This window comes from Sagittula sp. SSi028, assembly GCF_048553715.1.
In the GTDB taxonomy this organism is placed as follows: domain Bacteria; phylum Pseudomonadota; class Alphaproteobacteria; order Rhodobacterales; family Rhodobacteraceae; genus Sagittula.
Genome location: NZ_JBLZNC010000007.1, coordinates 196,901 through 213,544 on the forward strand (window position 1 = coordinate 196,901; position 16,644 = coordinate 213,544).

At 61.3% G+C, this 16,644-nt stretch carries 14 protein-coding genes; 8 read left to right on the top strand and 6 right to left on the bottom strand.

The features are described from left to right. The first annotated feature begins 43 nt into the window (after positions 1 to 43). The 6 genes from ACN5AZ_RS14780 to ACN5AZ_RS14805 all read left to right on the top strand — a co-directional run bounded on the left by ACN5AZ_RS14780 (position 44) and on the right by ACN5AZ_RS14805 (position 6,567). Positions 44 to 721, top strand: coding sequence for a GntR family transcriptional regulator (locus ACN5AZ_RS14780; protein ID WP_419429658.1), 678 nt, complete (start codon positions 44 to 46; stop codon positions 719 to 721). 324 nt (positions 722 to 1,045) lie between these two features. Further along, positions 1,046 to 2,611 carry an ABC transporter substrate-binding protein gene (locus ACN5AZ_RS14785; protein ID WP_419429659.1) on the top strand — a complete coding sequence of 522 codons (1,566 nt, stop codon included), beginning with the start codon at positions 1,046 to 1,048 and terminating at the stop codon, positions 2,609 to 2,611. A 71-nt stretch (positions 2,612 to 2,682) separates the two neighbouring features. Beyond that, entirely contained in the window at positions 2,683 to 3,663 is a 981-nt protein-coding gene (locus tag ACN5AZ_RS14790; RefSeq protein ID WP_419429660.1) for an ABC transporter permease, read from the top strand. Further along, positions 3,663 to 4,628 (top strand): ABC transporter permease, encoded by a 966-nt coding sequence (locus tag ACN5AZ_RS14795; RefSeq protein ID WP_419429661.1) that lies wholly within the window; start codon positions 3,663 to 3,665, stop codon positions 4,626 to 4,628. Before ACN5AZ_RS14790 ends, ACN5AZ_RS14795 begins: the two co-directional genes overlap by 1 nt. Then, positions 4,628 to 5,605 carry an ABC transporter ATP-binding protein gene (locus ACN5AZ_RS14800; RefSeq protein ID WP_419429662.1) on the top strand — a complete coding sequence of 326 codons (978 nt, stop codon included), beginning with the start codon at positions 4,628 to 4,630 and terminating at the stop codon, positions 5,603 to 5,605. The genes ACN5AZ_RS14795 and ACN5AZ_RS14800 overlap by 1 nt, the downstream gene beginning before the upstream one ends. Further along, complete coding sequence (locus ACN5AZ_RS14805; protein ID WP_419429663.1) at positions 5,605 to 6,567, top strand: ABC transporter ATP-binding protein; 963 nt, start codon at positions 5,605 to 5,607, stop codon at positions 6,565 to 6,567. Before ACN5AZ_RS14800 ends, ACN5AZ_RS14805 begins: the two co-directional genes overlap by 1 nt. A 4-nt stretch (positions 6,568 to 6,571) precedes the next feature. On the opposite strand, the gene ACN5AZ_RS14810 is transcribed toward ACN5AZ_RS14805, so the two are convergent. The 6 genes from ACN5AZ_RS14810 to ACN5AZ_RS14835 all read right to left on the bottom strand — a co-directional run bounded on the left by ACN5AZ_RS14810 (position 6,572) and on the right by ACN5AZ_RS14835 (position 14,391). Continuing rightward, on the bottom strand, positions 6,572 to 7,423 hold the full coding sequence (locus ACN5AZ_RS14810; RefSeq protein WP_419429664.1) for an ABC transporter permease: 852 nt from the start codon (positions 7,421 to 7,423) through the stop codon (positions 6,572 to 6,574). 3 nt (positions 7,424 to 7,426) lie between these two features. After that, positions 7,427 to 8,284 carry an ABC transporter permease gene (locus tag ACN5AZ_RS14815; RefSeq protein ID WP_419429665.1) on the bottom strand — a complete coding sequence of 286 codons (858 nt, stop codon included), beginning with the start codon at positions 8,282 to 8,284 and terminating at the stop codon, positions 7,427 to 7,429. Beyond that, entirely contained in the window at positions 8,284 to 9,369 is a 1,086-nt protein-coding gene (locus ACN5AZ_RS14820) for an ABC transporter ATP-binding protein (RefSeq protein ID WP_419429666.1), read from the bottom strand. Before ACN5AZ_RS14820 ends, ACN5AZ_RS14815 begins: the two co-directional genes overlap by 1 nt. Positions 9,370 to 9,435: 66 nt before the next feature. Next, on the bottom strand, positions 9,436 to 10,497 hold the full coding sequence (locus tag ACN5AZ_RS14825) for an extracellular solute-binding protein (RefSeq protein ID WP_419429667.1): 1,062 nt from the start codon (positions 10,495 to 10,497) through the stop codon (positions 9,436 to 9,438). Between the two features lie 114 nt (positions 10,498 to 10,611). Beyond that, positions 10,612 to 12,981 carry a DUF1989 domain-containing protein gene (locus ACN5AZ_RS14830; RefSeq protein ID WP_419429668.1) on the bottom strand — a complete coding sequence of 790 codons (2,370 nt, stop codon included), beginning with the start codon at positions 12,979 to 12,981 and terminating at the stop codon, positions 10,612 to 10,614. Between the two features lie 66 nt (positions 12,982 to 13,047). After that, the gene (locus ACN5AZ_RS14835; RefSeq protein WP_419429669.1) at positions 13,048 to 14,391 is read right to left on the bottom strand and encodes an NAD(P)-binding domain-containing protein; all 1,344 of its coding nucleotides are present in this window, start codon (positions 14,389 to 14,391) and stop codon (positions 13,048 to 13,050) included. A gap of 172 nt (positions 14,392 to 14,563) precedes the next feature. Here ACN5AZ_RS14835 and ACN5AZ_RS14840 point away from each other — a divergent pair, with 172 nt between their 5' ends. Both ACN5AZ_RS14840 and ACN5AZ_RS14845 read left to right on the top strand, forming a co-directional pair. Next, complete coding sequence (locus ACN5AZ_RS14840; RefSeq protein ID WP_419429670.1) at positions 14,564 to 15,856, top strand: ABC transporter substrate-binding protein; 1,293 nt, start codon at positions 14,564 to 14,566, stop codon at positions 15,854 to 15,856. After that, complete coding sequence (locus tag ACN5AZ_RS14845; protein ID WP_419429671.1) at positions 15,846 to 16,523, top strand: helix-turn-helix domain-containing protein; 678 nt, start codon at positions 15,846 to 15,848, stop codon at positions 16,521 to 16,523. The genes ACN5AZ_RS14840 and ACN5AZ_RS14845 overlap by 11 nt, the downstream gene beginning before the upstream one ends. The last annotated feature ends 121 nt before the right edge of the window (positions 16,524 to 16,644 follow it).

Consider the following 16,644-nt stretch of genomic DNA (forward strand, 5'->3'; position numbering starts at 1 on the left):
TGCATGGATTGTGATTTTTTTCACAACAGGCTAAATCTTGCACATGACAGACCCTTTTCGCCTGAATCATGAGCTGCCCATCGGAATGCAGCTAACCGGCTGGCTGCGTGACCAGATCGTCACCGGAAAGATGGCGCCGGGCGTGCGGCTGTCCGAACAGGAAATCGCCAAGGCCACGGGAATGTCCCGCCAGCCTGTGCGCGAGGCCTTTATCAAGCTGTCGGGCGAAAAGCTGGTGGAGATCCGCCCGCAACGTGGCACGTTTGTGTGCAAGATCAGCATGAAGGATGTCATGGTGTCGCGTTTTGTGCGCGAAGCGGTGGAGGCCGATATCGTGACCGCCGCGGCCCAAAACGCCAGCGCGGATCACGTCTCGGAGTTGCAGGCGGCCGTGGCCGAACAGCACGCCAGCCGCGCCATGGGGGGCGCGGTGTTCATGCAGCTGGATGAACAGTTCCACCGCCTGCTGTGTTTGGCGGCGGGGCAGGGCGCGGTCTGGCACCATCTGGAGCCGATCAAGATGCATATGGACCGCGTGCGCTATCTGACAGCGGAGCAGCCCCCCGATCACCTGATTGCCCAGCATGCCGATATTGTAGACGCCATCGCCGCGCAGGACCCCGCCCGCGCCGAAGAGGCGCTGCGCATCCATTTGCGCGGCGTGCTCAAAGACCTGCCGGAGCTGCAAATCAAGGCGGCTGCCTTGTTTCAGGACGACTGACGCGATGTGCAACCTTGGCGTTGCAAAACGAGGCAGCTCATCGGATTGGTCGGAAAAAAGCTGCTGATCGCTTTGGAGGGGGCATGCGCCCGCCGCCATATGCCAATTCTCGGCGCAAGCTATTGAAAATAAGTGACTTACCAATGGTCTTGCGCTTCTCAAACCCGCTCTGAGCCCGCATGGAAACGCCGCCAAAGCCGGCAAACCGGCAGATCACGAAAAGCTGATTTTGGCACTGATCCCTTGTCGCGGGGCGGGTTTCTTTGTCTTCTCCGCTGGGGCATAGACCGTGGTCTGCCCGAGGGACAACAGGAAGGATACCAGATGAGACGAACACTTATTTCCGCGGCCCTTGCAGCGTGCTGCGCGTCGGTGGCCCATGCGGAAGAGTTCAAATGGGCGGTCACCACGGATCCGCAAACGATGGACCCGCATGCGGTGAACTCGACCCCTGTTCTGGGCTTTCTGAACAACGTCTACGAAGGTCTTGTCCGGCGCGGCAAGGACATGACGGTCGAGCCGTCACTGGCCACCGCGTGGGAGCCGATTGGCGAGGGCGAAGGCTGGCGTTTCACGCTGCGCGAAGGCGTGACCTTTCACGACGGCAGCGATTTCACGGCGCAGGATGTGCTGTTTTCGTATGAACGCGCATCCTCCGAGCAATCGGACACCGCAAGCTGGTTCGCGCCCGTGTCCGACGTGGTTGTGGTCGACGACTACACCATCGATTTCATGACCACCGCGCCGAACCCGTTGTTCCCGTCCTCTATCGCGAACTGGATGATCCTTGACAGCGATTGGGCAGAGGCAAACGGCACTGCGCGTCCTGACAAGGAATCCGGTAATTACGCCACCTTGAACACAAACGGCACCGGACCGTTCCGCGTCACCACGCGCGAGCCGGGCCTGCGCACGGTTCTGGAACCCTTTGACGGCTGGTGGGATACGGCCGAACACAACGTGACGCGCGCCGAACTGACGCCGATCCAGAACCCCGCCACGGCCTTGGCGGCGCTTTTGTCGGGGGATGTGGATTTCATCAACCCCGTCCCGATTCAGGATGTGGCGCGTCTGCAAAGCAACCCCGACGTGTCCGTTATTCAGGGCATCGAGGCGCGGGTGATCATGCTGGGCTTCCCGCATGAGGCCGATGCGTTGAAATATTCGTCGGACGTCAGCGACGCCAACCCGTTCAGCGATGTTCGCGTGCGCAAGGCCGTGGCCCATGCCATCAACGTGCCCGCGATTTTGCAAACCATCATGCGCGGCAACGCGGAACAGGTGAACCAGCTGGTCAGCTCTGCGATGAGCGGCTATTCCGAGGCGCTGCCCGATGCGCCCGCCTACGACCCCGAGCAGGCCAAGGCGCTGCTGGCCGAGGCAGGCTACCCAGAGGGGTTCTCCTTTGGTTTGAAATGCCCCAACAACCGTTACCTCAATGACGAGGCCGTCTGTCAGGCGATCACCGGCATGCTGGCGCAGGTCGGGATCAAGGCGACGCTTGATGCCATGCCGGTCAACAACTACTGGCCGGAACTGCGCGCTGACAACTTTGACATGTACCTGCTGGGCTGGTCGCCGGGCACTTTGGATGCCGAGCACCCGCTGCGGTTCCTTGTGGCGACCCCGAACGAGGAAAAGAAGCTGGGCAGCTGGAACTTTGGCGGCTACTCCAACGACCGGATCGACACGCTGTTGCCGATGATCCAGTCGGAACTGGACCCCGAAGCACGTCAGGCCATGCTGGACGAGACCGCCCAGATCATGACGGACGAGCAGGCCTATGTGCCGCTGTATGTCCAGCCGCTGGTCTGGGGCACCCGTGCAAATATCGAAGTGGCGCAGCGCCCCGACGATTTCTTTTTGCTGCGCTGGGTGACAGTGAACTGATCTGACAGGCGAAGATCACGAAAGGCGCGCGCGGGGACGCTGCGCGCCTTTCACACCCGAGGAGAGACCGCATGCTTGCTTTTATCATCCGGCGCGTGGCGCAATCGATCCTTGTTCTGCTGGTGGTGGGGCTGGTGGCCTTTTCAATGTTCACCTTTATCGGTGATCCCATCGACAATATGCTGGGTCAGGAACGCACTGCCGAAGACGTGGCCCGCCTGCGCGAGCAGCTGGGTCTGGACCAGCCCTTTGTCCTGCAATACCTGCGCTTTCTTCAGGAAGCCGTGCAAGGCAATTTCGGCGTCAGCTACCGTCAGGCGCGTCCGGTCGCCGATATTTTGCTGGAACGGGCGCCCGCCACGCTGGAACTGGCACTTGTCAGCAGCATCTTTGCCATCGGTCTTGGCATCGCCTTGGGCGTGTTCACCGCCATCCGGCGCAACGGGGTGCTGAGCAATTTCATCATGTCCGCCTCGCTTGTGGGGGTGTCGCTGCCCACCTTCCTGATCGGGATCTTGCTGATCTATGTGTTCTCGGTCGAGCTGGGATGGCTGCCGAGTTTCGGTCGTGGCGAGGTCGTGGACCTTGGCGGCTGGAAGACCGGTTTCCTGACGGAAAGCGGCCTGCGCGCGCTGATTTTGCCGTCGATCACCCTTGGCCTGTACCAGATGACCCTGATCATGCGGCTGGTGCGCTCCGAGATGCTGGAGGTGCTGCGCCAGGACTATATCCGGTTTGCGCGGGCACGCGGGCTGCGCGAGAGGGCTGTGAATTTTCGCCACGCGCTTAAAAATACGCTGGTGCCGGTGATCACGGTGATCGGGTTGCAACTGGGGGCGGTGATCGCCTTTGCCATCATCACCGAGACGGTGTTCCAGTGGCCCGGTGTGGGGCTGTTGTTCATCAATGCCATCCAGTTCGTCGACATCCCCGTGATGGCCGCCTATCTAATGCTGATCTCGGTGATGTTCGTGGCGATCAACCTGCTGGTGGATATTCTGTATTTCTTCATTGATCCGCGCCTGCGTGCGGACCGTTCAGGAGGCCACTGATGTCCGACGCGCCGACCGATCTGCCCGCCGACAGCCCTGTGACCGTGACGCGGTCCCGCCTGCGCCGGGCGCTGGACAGTGATTTCTTCTACAGTTTCCGCCGCTCGCCCGTGGCGGTGGTGTCCGCCGTGGTGGTCGTGGTTCTGGTGCTTGCGGCCGTTTTCGCGCCATGGATTGCGCCCAGCAACCCGTTTGATCCCGCGCAGTTGAACCTGATGAACGGCTTTACCCCGCCTGCCACGCCCAACGCTTTTACCAATGACACCTTTCTTATGGGGACTGACGATCAGGGCCGCGATGTGTTTTCCACCATTCTTTACGGGATGCGGGTGTCGCTGTTTGTTGGCGCGTCCGCTGTGGGCTTTGCCATGGTGCTGGGGATCACACTGGGCCTGATTGCGGGCTATGTGGGCGGCTGGACCGAAACTATCATCATGCGCATTGCCGATGTGCAATTGACCTTTCCGTCGATCCTTGTGGCGATGCTGATCTTTGGCGTGGCCAAGGGGGTGACGCCAGTGGAATACCGCGATCAGATGGCCATCTGGGTGTTGATCCTTGCCATTGGCCTGTCGGATTGGGTGCAGTTTGCCCGCGTTGTGCGGGGTGCGACACTGGTGGAGAAGAACAAGGAATACGTCGCCGCAGCGCGTCTGATCGGGCGCAAGCCTGCAGCGATCATGCTGCGCCACATCCTGCCCAACGTGCTGTCGCCGGTGCTGGTGATCGCGACCATCTCGCTGGCGCTGGCCATCATTGCCGAGGCCACGCTGTCGTTTCTGGGGGTGGGGGCACCGGCCACGCAGCCGAGCCTCGGGACGTTGATCCGCATCGGGCAGGCGTTCCTGTTTTCTGGCGAATGGTGGATCCTGTTCTTTCCCGCCTGCACGCTTCTGGCGCTGGCACTGGCCGTCAACATGCTGGGCGACTGGCTGCGCGACGCATTGAATCCGAGGCTGCGCTGATGACCCAACCCGTTTTGTCGATCCGCAACCTGTCGGTGGAGATCCCGACCCGTCGCGGTGTGCTGCGTCCCGTGGATCAGGTCAGCTATGACATTGCACCGGGAGAGATCCTTGGCGTTGTCGGGGAATCCGGTGCGGGAAAATCCATGGCCGGCAACGCGGTGATCGGGCTGCTGAACCCGCCCGCCCATATTGCCGGCGGTGAAATCTGGCTGGGTGGCGCGCGCATTGACCAGCTGCGCGGCGAGGCTCTGCGGCGCTTGCGTGGCAAGCAGATCGGCATGGTGTTTCAGGACCCGTTGACCTCGCTCAACCCTTTGCTGCGGATCGGGGACCAGTTGGTGGAAACCATGCTGACGCATCTCGACATCACCCAGGCAGAGGCACGTGACCGCGCCATTCGCGCCCTGCAAGAGGTGGGCATTCCCGGCGCGGCGGAGCGGGTGAACAGCTTCCCGCATGAGTTTTCCGGCGGGATGCGGCAGCGGGTGGTGATCGCGCTGGCGCTATGTGCCGAACCGTCGCTGGTGATCGCCGATGAGCCGACCACCGCGTTGGATGTGTCAGTGCAGGCGCAGATCATCGCGCTGCTGAAACGCTTGTGCCGCGAGCGTGGCACGGCGGTGATGTTGATCACCCACGACATGGGCGTGATCGCCGAAGCCACAGACCGCGTGGCGGTGATGTACGCCGGTCGGCTGGCAGAGCTCGGGCCCGTGCGCGATGTGCTGACGCGCCCGAGCCATCCCTACACCCATGGGCTGATGGCCTCGACGCCTCTGGCCTCTGCGGGGCAGGACAGGCTGCACCAGATCCCCGGTGCGATGCCGCGTCTGGATGCGGTGCCCGACGGCTGCGCCTTTCACCCGCGCTGCCCGCGTGCCACGGATCTCTGCCGTCAGCCGCCCCCGCCGCGCGTCACGCAGGATCAGGCCGCCTGCTGGCACCCGCTGACAGCCGCGCAGGAGGTGCTGTGATGGCCTTGGTCAAGATCTCCCATCTCAGCCGTGTGTTCGATGTCTCGAAACCATGGCTGAACCGCATGATCGAACGGCGGCCGAAGGCTTATCTGACCGCCGTGTCAGATGTGGATTTTGAAGTCCCCGCACGCAGCACCTATGCGCTTGTGGGCGAATCCGGGTCTGGAAAATCCACCATCGGCAAGATGTTGGTGGGGCTGTTGCAGCCATCCGAGGGATCGGTTCTGATTGATGGCGTCGATCTGGCGCAGGAGAAAGATCCGGCCAAGGTCGCAGCAGTGCGCGGCGATATCCAGATGATCTTTCAGGATCCCTATGCCTCGCTCAACCCGCGCTGGCGGGTGCGCGATATTATTGTCGAACCTGTCGCCGCGCGCGGTGGCAAGACGGACGGACTGGCGGAGAAACTGCTGGAGCAGGTCGGGCTGTCGGTACAGGATGTGGGCAAATATCCGCATGAGTTTTCCGGCGGGCAGCGGCAGCGCATCTGTATTGCACGGGCGCTGGCCTCGGACCCGCGTCTGATTGTCTGCGACGAACCCACCTCTGCGCTGGATGTGTCGGTGCAGGCGCAGGTTCTCAACCTGATGAGCGATCTGAAGGATGACCTTGGCCTGACCTATGTGTTCATCAGCCATGATCTGACGGTGGTGCGCCATATGGCGGATCGCATCGGCGTTCTGTATCTTGGCCGTCTGGTCGAGGAAGCCGCGCCTGGTGATCTGTTTGCGGCGCCGAAACATCCCTATACGCAGATGCTGCTGGAGGCCGCGCCGCAGATGGATGGCTTTGGTCGTGAAATAGCCCCGCCCGAAGGCGAGATCCCCGATCCCATCAACCCGCCGTCCGGCTGTGCCTTTCACCCGCGCTGCCCCATTGCGCAGGACATCTGCAAAACCACGCGCCCGCCCATGCGCCAGATCGGTGCGACCCGCACCGCCTGCCATCTGGCGGAGTGACGCGTCAGCTGCGGCGTTGGAACAAAACCAAACTCATCGCCAGCAGCGACGAGGCCAGCATCAACAGCAGCGAGACCGCGTTGAGCAGCGGGGTCGAGCCTTCCTTGAGCCGGTCGAACATGGCGATGGTCAGCGGCGCGTCCGACCCCACCAGCATCAAGGTGGTGTTGAAATTCTCGAAGCTCATAAGAAACGCCACCACAATCGCGCCGATCAATGCAGGGGCAAGGTAGGGCAGGGTGACCGTGCGCACCGCCACCAGCCGTGTCGCACCAAGGTTTAGCGCCGCCTCTTCCAGCGTGCGGTCGAATTTCTGTAGCCGGGCCGAGATCACCAGCGTTGCGATGGTCGTGATAAAGCTGAACTGCCCGAGGATCACCAACAGCAGACCGGGGCGCAGCATCTGCAGGTCGATCTGCGCCACATCCCAGATCCGGTTGGCCATGTTGGACGAAAACACCAGAATGGAGATGCCCAAGACAATGCCCGGAACGACCAGCGGCAGCAGCATCATCACATAAAGGAAGCCCTTGCCCCTGAAATCATAGCGATTGAACAAAAAGGCGTTTGTCGTGCCCACGGTCACCGACAGCACCGCCACGCAGAGTGCGACAAACCCCGAGGTGCCGATGGCCCGCAAAATCCCGCGTTCATGGAACACGCCGATTTGCGGGCGGCTGTCGCCGAAGAACCAGTTCCATGTGAACCCCTCCCACGGGAGCGAGGGGAACTGGCTGTCGTTGAAGGCAAAGATCGCCACAACCCCCAACGGCAGGGCGAGATAGATAAAGAACAGCGCGATATACAGACCGTAGATGACGCGAAAGCGGCGCGGTTGCGGGATCGTCGGTATCATGGCTCAGCCCATCGTTTCTTTAAGTGTGCGACCCGTCAGACGCAGCATGCCCCAGACAATGACCGATGACAGCACCAGCAGCATAAAGCCGAAGGTGGCCCCCAGCTCCCAGTTGGAGCGGACGATGAACTGGTTGTAGATCATCTCGGTGAACCACAGGCTGTCTTTGCCGCCCAGCATCGTGGGCGTCAGATAATTTCCAAGGCTCAGCATGAAGACAACAATGCACCCTGACACTATGCCGGGCATGGCGTGGGGAATGATTATCTCGCGCAGCACGGACAGGCCTGATCCGCCCAGATCATAGCCTGCCTCGATCACACTGTCGTCGAGGCTTTGTAAGGTGGTCACCAAAGGCACCACCATGAACAGCATCGAGGTATAGACCAGCCCGACCATCATGGCGGCATCGTTGTACAGCATCTCGACCGGCTGATCGGCAAGCCCCGCCCATTGCAGCAGGTTCGACACGATACCGGTCTCGCGCAGAAGGATCATCCAACCAAAGGTGCGCACCAGTTCCGAGACATAGAACGGGATCAGGCACATCAGAAACAGCACTTGCTGCAGACGGCCTCGGGCCATTTTTGCGATGTAGTAGGACACCGGGAACGCGATGATCAGGGTGATCGCCGTGGCCAGAATGGACATCACCGCCGTGCGCCAGAAGGTCCGCAGGTACAGCGGCTCTGTCAGCGCCTTTTCGTAATGTGTCAGGCTGGGCTCATAGACGCCAAAGCTGATGCGTTCGCGGATCGAGATCAGGAACATATCGATATGCGGGATTACGATCAGCAGCCCCAGCCACAGTACCAGTGGCGTCAGCAGCAAGATGAAACCGATGCGGGCCTCGACGCGCATCAGCTTGCTCCGAAACAGGCGGTCTGCGCCGCGCCCCAGCCGATATGCACCGGCGCGCCGCGGGTCAGATGGGCGAATTCACCGGATTGCGGCAGGGTGACCTCGACGGTCCGGTTTGCGCCAGTGTCCACCAGCACGCGCGACGCCGCGCCGTTGAACAGGATTTCGCTGACCGTCCCGGCCATCCGGTTGTCGGCACCCTGTAGGGCGGCGGCATCTGTCGCCAGCCGGATGGCCTCTGGCCGGACAAAGACCTCGGCCTGCGCGCCTGTGGTCAATGCGGCGCCCGTGGCCCGCAGTTCCAGCCCGCTGTCGGTGTGCAGCAGGCAGGTATCGCCCTCCGCCCGCGTGATCCGGCCCGACCAGCGGTTTGCGTCCCCGATGAACCCTGCGACAAAGGGTGTCTGCGGCCGGTAGTACAGATCCTGCCCGCTGCCGAGCTGTTCAAACCGGCCTGCATTCATGACGGCGATCTGGTCCGACATCACCAGCGCTTCGGACTGGTCGTGTGTGATATAGACAAACGTGGTGTCGAACGCAGCCTGAAGCGCCTTCAGCTCGACCTTCATATGTTCGCGCAGTTTCAGATCCAGCGCGCCCAAGGGTTCGTCCAGCAGCAGCACGTCCGGTTCCAACACCATGCAGCGGGCAATGGCCACGCGCTGGCGCTGCCCGCCCGACAGCTCGTCCACCTTGCGCCCGCCGATGCCCGGCAGACCGATCCGGTCCAGCGCCTCGTCAACCTTGCGGGCGATCTGGTCCTTGGGCATCTTTTGACGGCGCAGCCCGTAGCCGATGTTTTCGGCGATGGTCATCATGGGAAACAGCGCAAGATGCTGGAACACCATGTTCACGGGGCGTTTGTTCGGCGGGGTGTCCAGAACCGACCCGCCCTTGATGCGGATATCCCCCGATGTGGGGTCCAGAAACCCCGCGATCATGCGCATGATCGTCGTCTTGCCGCAGCCCGATGGCCCAAGGATGGAAAAGAAGCTGCCCGCAGGCACAGAGAAGGACACATTGTCCACGGCAGTGGTGTCGCCGAACTGTTTTACCAGATCAACGCATTCAAGATCGGGGGTCATGGGTATTCCTATACAAGGTGGCACCCGCGTGCGGATGCCACCAGATATCATCAATGAAGGGTCGGATCAGTTCGCGGCCTGAACACGGTCCAGCACGTCGCCTTCGATCTGTTCCAGACCGGCGGGGACGGGCGGATACCATTTGATGTTGTCGATCGCCTCTTGCGGGAAGCTGGCCTGATACTTGGCCTTCAGCGCATCCTCGGCGAATTCATCCGCGCCCGCAGAGGCCGTGAAGTTCCCCGCCGCCGCAGTGATCATGGCCGCCACTTCGGGCTGCATGACAAAGTTGATCCACTCATAGGCGACATCATCGGCCTGACCTTTGGCGGGCAGCACGAAGGTGTCGATCCACCCCAGCGCCCCTGACTCAGGCGCGACAAAGGTGATGTCGGCGTTGTCCTCGTTGAGCTTCCAGCCGCCGGTGTCCCATGCCATCGAGGCTGTGACCTCGCCCGAGCGGACAAGGTTCATCAGCTCGTCACCACCGCCCCAGTAGGCTTTGACGTTGGCTTTGCATTCGATCAGTTTGTCTTCGACCTTGCCCATGATCTCGGCGTATTTCGCCTCGTCCCCGTAGGCGGCAAAGGGGTCTTCACCCATTGCAAAGGCAAAGCCGATCAGCGTCGGGCGTTTCAGGCGGTAGGACACCTTGCCTGCGACGTCCTCGGCACACAGGTCGGTGTAGTCCTTGACCACATCGCCCGCCTCGGCAGTGTTGATGACCAGACCGGAGGTGCCCCAGACATGCGGCACGCCATAGACGTCTCCGTTGACCGTGGTGTTGGCCATGGTCGCCTGCAGCATCGACGGGATGAACAGGTCCTGATCCAGCTTTGAGACGTCGATGGGCTTATAGATGCCGAATTCCATCTGCGGGCCCATGATGCGATCCTGCGACGGCTGCGCCAGATCAAAGCCGCCGCCGCCGGTGGCGCGCAGCTTGGCAATCATCTCTTCGTTGTTGGATTTCGTCACCTCGACGGTGTGGCCGGTCTGTTCCTCGAACATGGCGACAACGTCCTCGGGCGCGTAGCCGCCCCACGTCAAAAGCCGCAGCGTGTCTGCCTGCGCGCCGGTGGCCAGACCTGCAAGCACAGTGCCTGCCAGAAGAATTTGCTTTGTCATGAAAACCTCTCCGAATGGAATGCTGCCGGGAGCATGTAAGCAATTAACCTTTCGGTCAAATTTTTTCTGCCCTCGCGTCATGCCTTTCTGTGTCAGGCCGATTTCTTTGGCAGCCTAGCTGCGGGGCCGTGTCTTTTGCGGATCGTAATGGGGGAAAGGCGTGATCCGCGCCGGATAGCGTTTGATATGCCCGTCAAGCTGGCCGATTTCGACCACGGTGTCAGGGGCGCTATGGGCCACGTCGATCCGCGCAAGGGCGATCCACTGGCCTGTGCGGGGCGAGCGCATGGCCGAACAGATCTCGCCCACCTGTGCGCGTCCGATGCGGATGCAATCGCCATGCGCCACAGGGTTCTGGCCGTCGATCTCGACCCCGACGAATTTGCGCGCGGGCATCTCCTTGCGGCGCAGCAGCGCATCGCGCCCGACAAAATCCGCCGTCTTGGATTTCAGCGGCACGGTAAAGCCGATGCCTGCCTCGAACGGGTCCGTTTGATCCGAGAAATCGTAGCCTGCAAAGACCAGTCCCGCCTCGATGCGCACCAGATCCAGCGCTTCCAGTCCCATGGGGCGCAGGCCCAAGGGCTGTCCGGCCTGCCAGATGGCGTCGAATATCTCGGCCCCCTGTGCGGGATGGCAGAACACCTCATAGCCCAGTTCTCCGGTGTAGCCCGTGCGCGAAATGACAACCGGTACGCCCTCTGGTCCGCCCAGCCGTGCCGAGGTGAAACGGAACCACCCCATATCAGCCAGATCCGGCTGATGCGGCGCGGTCCAGAACAGATCCGTGATCAGCGCGCGCGACTTTGGGCCCTGAACCGCAAGGTTGTGCATCTGATCGGTCGAAGACCGGATCATGACGTTCAGACCCAGCCGCGCGGCCTCCTCCCGCATCCAGACGCCGCCCTCGTCCGAGCCGCCGATCCAGCGGAAATTCTGCGCGCCCAGCCGAAACAGGGTGCCATCGTCGATCATCCCGCCGTGGGGGTAGCACATGGCCGAATAGACCACCTGCCCCACGGCAAGTTTTTCGACATTTCGGGTCAGGATCCAGTTCATCAGGGCCTCGGCATCGGGGCCGGTGATCTCGAACTTGCGCAGCGCTGACAGGTCGGTGACGGTGACATTCTCGCGGCAGGCCCAATAGCTTTCGACCGCATCACATTCGGGAAAACTGTTGGGCAGCCAAAAGCCGTTGTAATCGGCAAAGTCGCGCGTCAAAGCGGCGAATTTTTCGTGAAAAGCAGTCTCGCGCGTCATGATGGGCTCGTCTTCGGGGGTGGGGCGCCATGCTGTGGCGCGGCTGAAACGTTCGGTGTCCGCGTAGGTGCGCACGTGAATGTCGGTGAGCAGCCAGCCATTCGCGGCAGTGGTGTCATCGGGGCAGGCAGAGGATACGCAGACCAGATCGGTCAGCGCGCGCAACAGCACGTAATCGCCGGGGCGCGACCATGGCTCATCCGCGACCATCACCCCATGGGCGTCGATGGCGGTGTTGAAAAAGAAGTTCGCCGCCATCCAGCCGGGACGCTTCGTGATCCCATAGGGTTCGAGCGCCGCGTTGAAGTTGTCAGAGCAGTTCGCATGCCCCGGATAGCCGATATCGTCATAGTATTTCGCGTTACACGCCAGCGCGAAGGCATCGTGCCGCCCGCAAGTGTCTTGCACCACTTCGACCAGCGGTGTCAGGTCGTGGGCAAAATACTTCCCGTGCAAGCCCGGCATCGGATAGGCGTGCCCCTGAATGGTCCGCGTGGTGGTGACATCAAGCGGATGAAAGATGCCGCGATCCACCTTGCGGGCGTCAAAACACTGAAAATCGGTGCACTGGCGGCCATCCACATCCATGATCTGGATGTATTCCCCTTTGGCCACCCGGTAGGCCCGCGCGGTGGCAGAGGCGACACGTAAATCCTGTACCGGATCGGCCAAAGGGTCGGGCAAAGCAAACTGGCCGGACTGTCGCGGTTTGGCGCGGGTGATCGTCAGATCAATCGGTGTTGCGGTGGTCTGGCGGCTGAAATCGGGCTGCGGTGCCGGTGCTGCGACCAGCACCCAGCCATCGGCGCAGGCGGTGAACTCGGCATGGTCCCCCGCCGGGCTGTCGGCGCCGAACAGCCCGATCGTGCGCGCGTGCTCCAGTGATACCCCACGCCGCGCCAGCCCCGCGCGCAGTCGCGCCATACCACTGGCTCCACTGGCCAATGTGGCGCGCAGCCCGGCGCCGTCGCTGCCCGGGGCATTTGGCAAAAGCTGATCCGTCGCCCGCCCGTCCGTGGCGGCGCCAAGACATTCGCAAAGCTGCCCGCCTTCGGTGTTGATGAAAGCGATCCTGTCACCGGCGCGCACCTCCAGCAGCACAGCGCCGCCACCGGCGACGCGGTGACGTTCCTCGCGCGGGCCAAGGGTGAAGGCATCCGGCCTGCGCGCAACAGACGGGCGCGGCGGCCCCGCACGAAACGGCTGGCCAATGTGATCAAACATGATCGCTCTCCAAGAGATGAAAAAACGGGGGGCCGCAGCCCCCCAAGGGGAGGGAAGGTCGCTTGCCTAGTTCGCCAGATAGGTGTCCATGCTGTCGTCCAGCGCATCTTTCCAAGGCGTGTGATGGACAGGGGCCAAGGTGCCGGTGATCACCGAAGTGTAGCAATTGTCGCGGAAGGCCATGATGTCCTTTGCCTTGTGTTTCTTCCATTGCAGAAAGGCCTCGGTGGCGCCGTCCACATTGAAGCTGGGATAGTCCGTCTCGGCGATCAGTTCCTTGATGTAATTGGCCTGATATTCGATGGCGTATTTCGTGTCGTCAGAGGCCTCTTCCAGCGCCTCGCGCGCGGTGACATCTGCCATGAGAACCTGTTTGTCGGCGGGGATTTCGATCCGCCCAAGGATGATGTCGCGCACATACCATGCCTGCGCGTCGAACATGTTGAAGGTGAACCACTGGTCCTGCATGCCGAGGTAGAACATCTTGGGGTTGTGGACGTAGGCCACGCCTTTGTACAAATCCGCGGTCGCAAGACGGTTTGCTGTTTTCAGGCGCAGATCGTCCGGCAGGAACGGGAAATAATGGCGGTATCCGGTGCACAGGATAATGGCATCGACGTCCTTTGTGGTGCCGTCCGAGAAATACACGGTCTTGCCGTCAACCCGTTCCAGCGCGGGTTTTTCTTCCCAATTGTCCGGCCAGGCAAAGCCCATGGGCGCGCTGCGATAGCAACTGGTGACCGTTTTTGCGCCGTATTTCCAGCATTGCGATCCGACGTCTTCAGCGGAATAGGACGAGCCCACCACAAGCACATCCTTGCCTTCGAATTCGCGGGCGTCGCGGAAATCATGGGCATGCACGATCCGGCCATTGAATTGATCGAACCCCGGGTATTCCGGCACATTCGGCGAGGAGAAATGCCCTGACGCACAGATCACATGGTCAAAGCGTTCTTTGTAGACGCGGTCCGCGACCATATCATGCACGGTCACCTCGAAATCGCCGCTGTCAGGCAGGTATTCGACCCAGCGCATAACCGAAGAGAACCGGATCCATTTGCGCACACCGGCTTTTTCGACGCGCCCCTGAATGTAGTCGAACAAAACCGCACGCGGCGGATAAGACGCAATCTGTTTTCCGAAATGTTCCTCAAAGGAATAATCGGCAAATTCCAACCCTTCTTTCGGTCCGTTCGACCACAGGTAGCGATACATCGAACCATGCACAGGCTCTCCGTTTTCATCGACGCCGGTGCGCCATGTGTAATTCCAAAGGCCGCCCCAATTGGATTGCTTTTCAAAGCAGACAATTTCTGGGATCTCGGCTCCTTTTTCAGCCGCGGATTGAAAGGCGCGCAGCTGGGCGAGGCCGGAGGGGCCCGCGCCGATAATGGCAACTCGTTTCGTCATCGTCGTCTCCCGGTTGTTTTTCTGGTATGAACCAAAGTTTCAAATTGGTTCATCTGGTTGATTCCGGTTTGGGCCAAAAATTTTCTTCTGGTCAATTATTTTTCTTTAAGGGAATAATCATTGCCATGGAGAGGCTGGTGAAACGCACAGAATTTACGCAAGAGCCCCGCATATGAGCGGGCCGTCACTGGCCCAGCGATTGATGGTGGCGGGCACTTTGCCGCGACTGGGGGTGCAAGATCGCGCCCCGATCCGGGTGGGGGCACTGGTGCCCTTGTCAGGCCCCGAAGAACACTGGGGCCGTCCGGGCCTGCACGGCTGCCGCATCTGGATCGACTGGATCAATGCGCGGGGTGGCATGATGATCGCCGGCCGTCGCCGCATGGTGGAGCTTATCGAAGCAGACAGCGCCCATGATCCCGAACGCGCCTTGGCTGCGGCCCGCCAGATGGTCGAGACGCAGAATGTGCGCCTGATGATGGTGCTCGGCGGGCGGGATGTGCGTCTGGCGCTGCCCTACCTGATGGAGCGGCAGATGCTGACCGCGACCCTTTTGCCATCGGATCTGTCGCCTGATTTCCCGACGCTGATTGCCCCGGCAGAGGTCCACCCGTTCTTTAACGTGACCGGCGTCGATTGGTTGGCAGAGCATCGCCCCCAAGCGCGGCGCGTGGCTTTGTGTTCGCAGGCTGACGAATTGGGCCTGCCGTCGCTTGCGACCTATCGTGCGGCGTTTCGTGTCGCAGGCCGCGAAATCACGCGCGAGGTGCGCTACGATCCCGACCACGGCGACCCGCAGGCGATTATCGCCGCGATGATGGAAACCACGCCCGACATCCTGTGCTTTTGCTCTTCTGCGCCGCCTTTTGTTGCGGGCCTGACCCGCGCGGCCTATGCGGCTGGCTTTGACGGAGAGATCATTGCCTGCACCTGCGACAACTACCGAAGCCTGATTGCGCAGACCTCTGCCGCGTTTATGGAGCGCTTCACCTTTCAGTTTCCCGATTTCGACGATCCGGGGCTGGAGGGGGCGGAGTTCTTCTTTCGCAACCCGAAGACATTTTATGACACCTATGCCGCGCAATTTCCTGACCAATGGACGGCCGTGAGTTGGGAATATGCCGCCATTCTGGACCGTTGGCATGACGCGGTCGAAACTGCGGACAGCCTCGGGACAAAACAGGTGCTGGCGGCGCTGAAGCGCGGGCGCGTGATGCCCCATACCTTTGGCATGGGGCGCTGGTGGGGCGAGGAGGTGTATGGCACCGACAATGCGCTGGTCGGGGACTGGCCGGTGGTGGCCATCCGTGATGGTCGCGCACGGATACAGGCTTTTGGGTCGGTGCTCGATTGGTTGACCGCCCATGGCGATACACTGGTCGAGGAGCTGGGGGCTGTGGGCCAGTTGTGGCATCAACGCCCCCGGCCTAAGGCCGCGTCAGGCCAGAGTTTGAATGAGGAATGAGGACAGGATTTTGACCAAACCCAAAACGGCGGAAAGGTCCGCGACGGACGCGCTGAAACAAAACCCGCATGCGGTGCGCGAGCATCGTGAAAAGAACCTCGAGGTCGCGATTGGCCGGCAGGTGCGCGAGCTGCGCAAACGTCAGCGCATGACCGGCGCGGATCTGGCGGGCAAGACCGGTCTGTCTGTCGGCATGCTGTCCAAGATCGAAAACGCGGCCATCTCGCCATCGCTGAACACGATATCGGCCTTGGCCAATGCGCTTGGCGTGCCGGTGGTGCAACTGTTTGCCGGCTACGAGGAGCCGCGCGGCTGTATGCATGTCAAAGCGGGCGAGGGGGCAGAGGTCGAACGCGAAGGCACCCGTGCGGGACACCAGTACAATCTGCTGGGCCACATCGGATCGAACAGCTCTGGCGTGGTGGTCGAACCCTATCTGCTGACCCTGACAGACAAATCGGATCGCTTCCCGACCTTCCAGCATGAAGGGATCGAGATGCTGTATATCCTCGACGGGCGCGTGAACTATCGCCACGGCGACAAATTGTACCTGCTGGAGCCGGGAGATTCCCTGCTGTTTGACGCCGACGCCCCCCACGGCCCCGAAGAGATCGTCGAGCTTCCGCTACGCTATCTGTCGGTGATCACCTATCCGCAGGTCTCCTGATGGGCGGGTTTGCCCGCTAATTAGGCAAACACCCAAACGCACCGCTATTTTTCCCAAGGTTCAACAAACTTTCTTGAAAGGAAATACAATTTCTTCGTAGGGATGACCGAGGCGGCGCAGA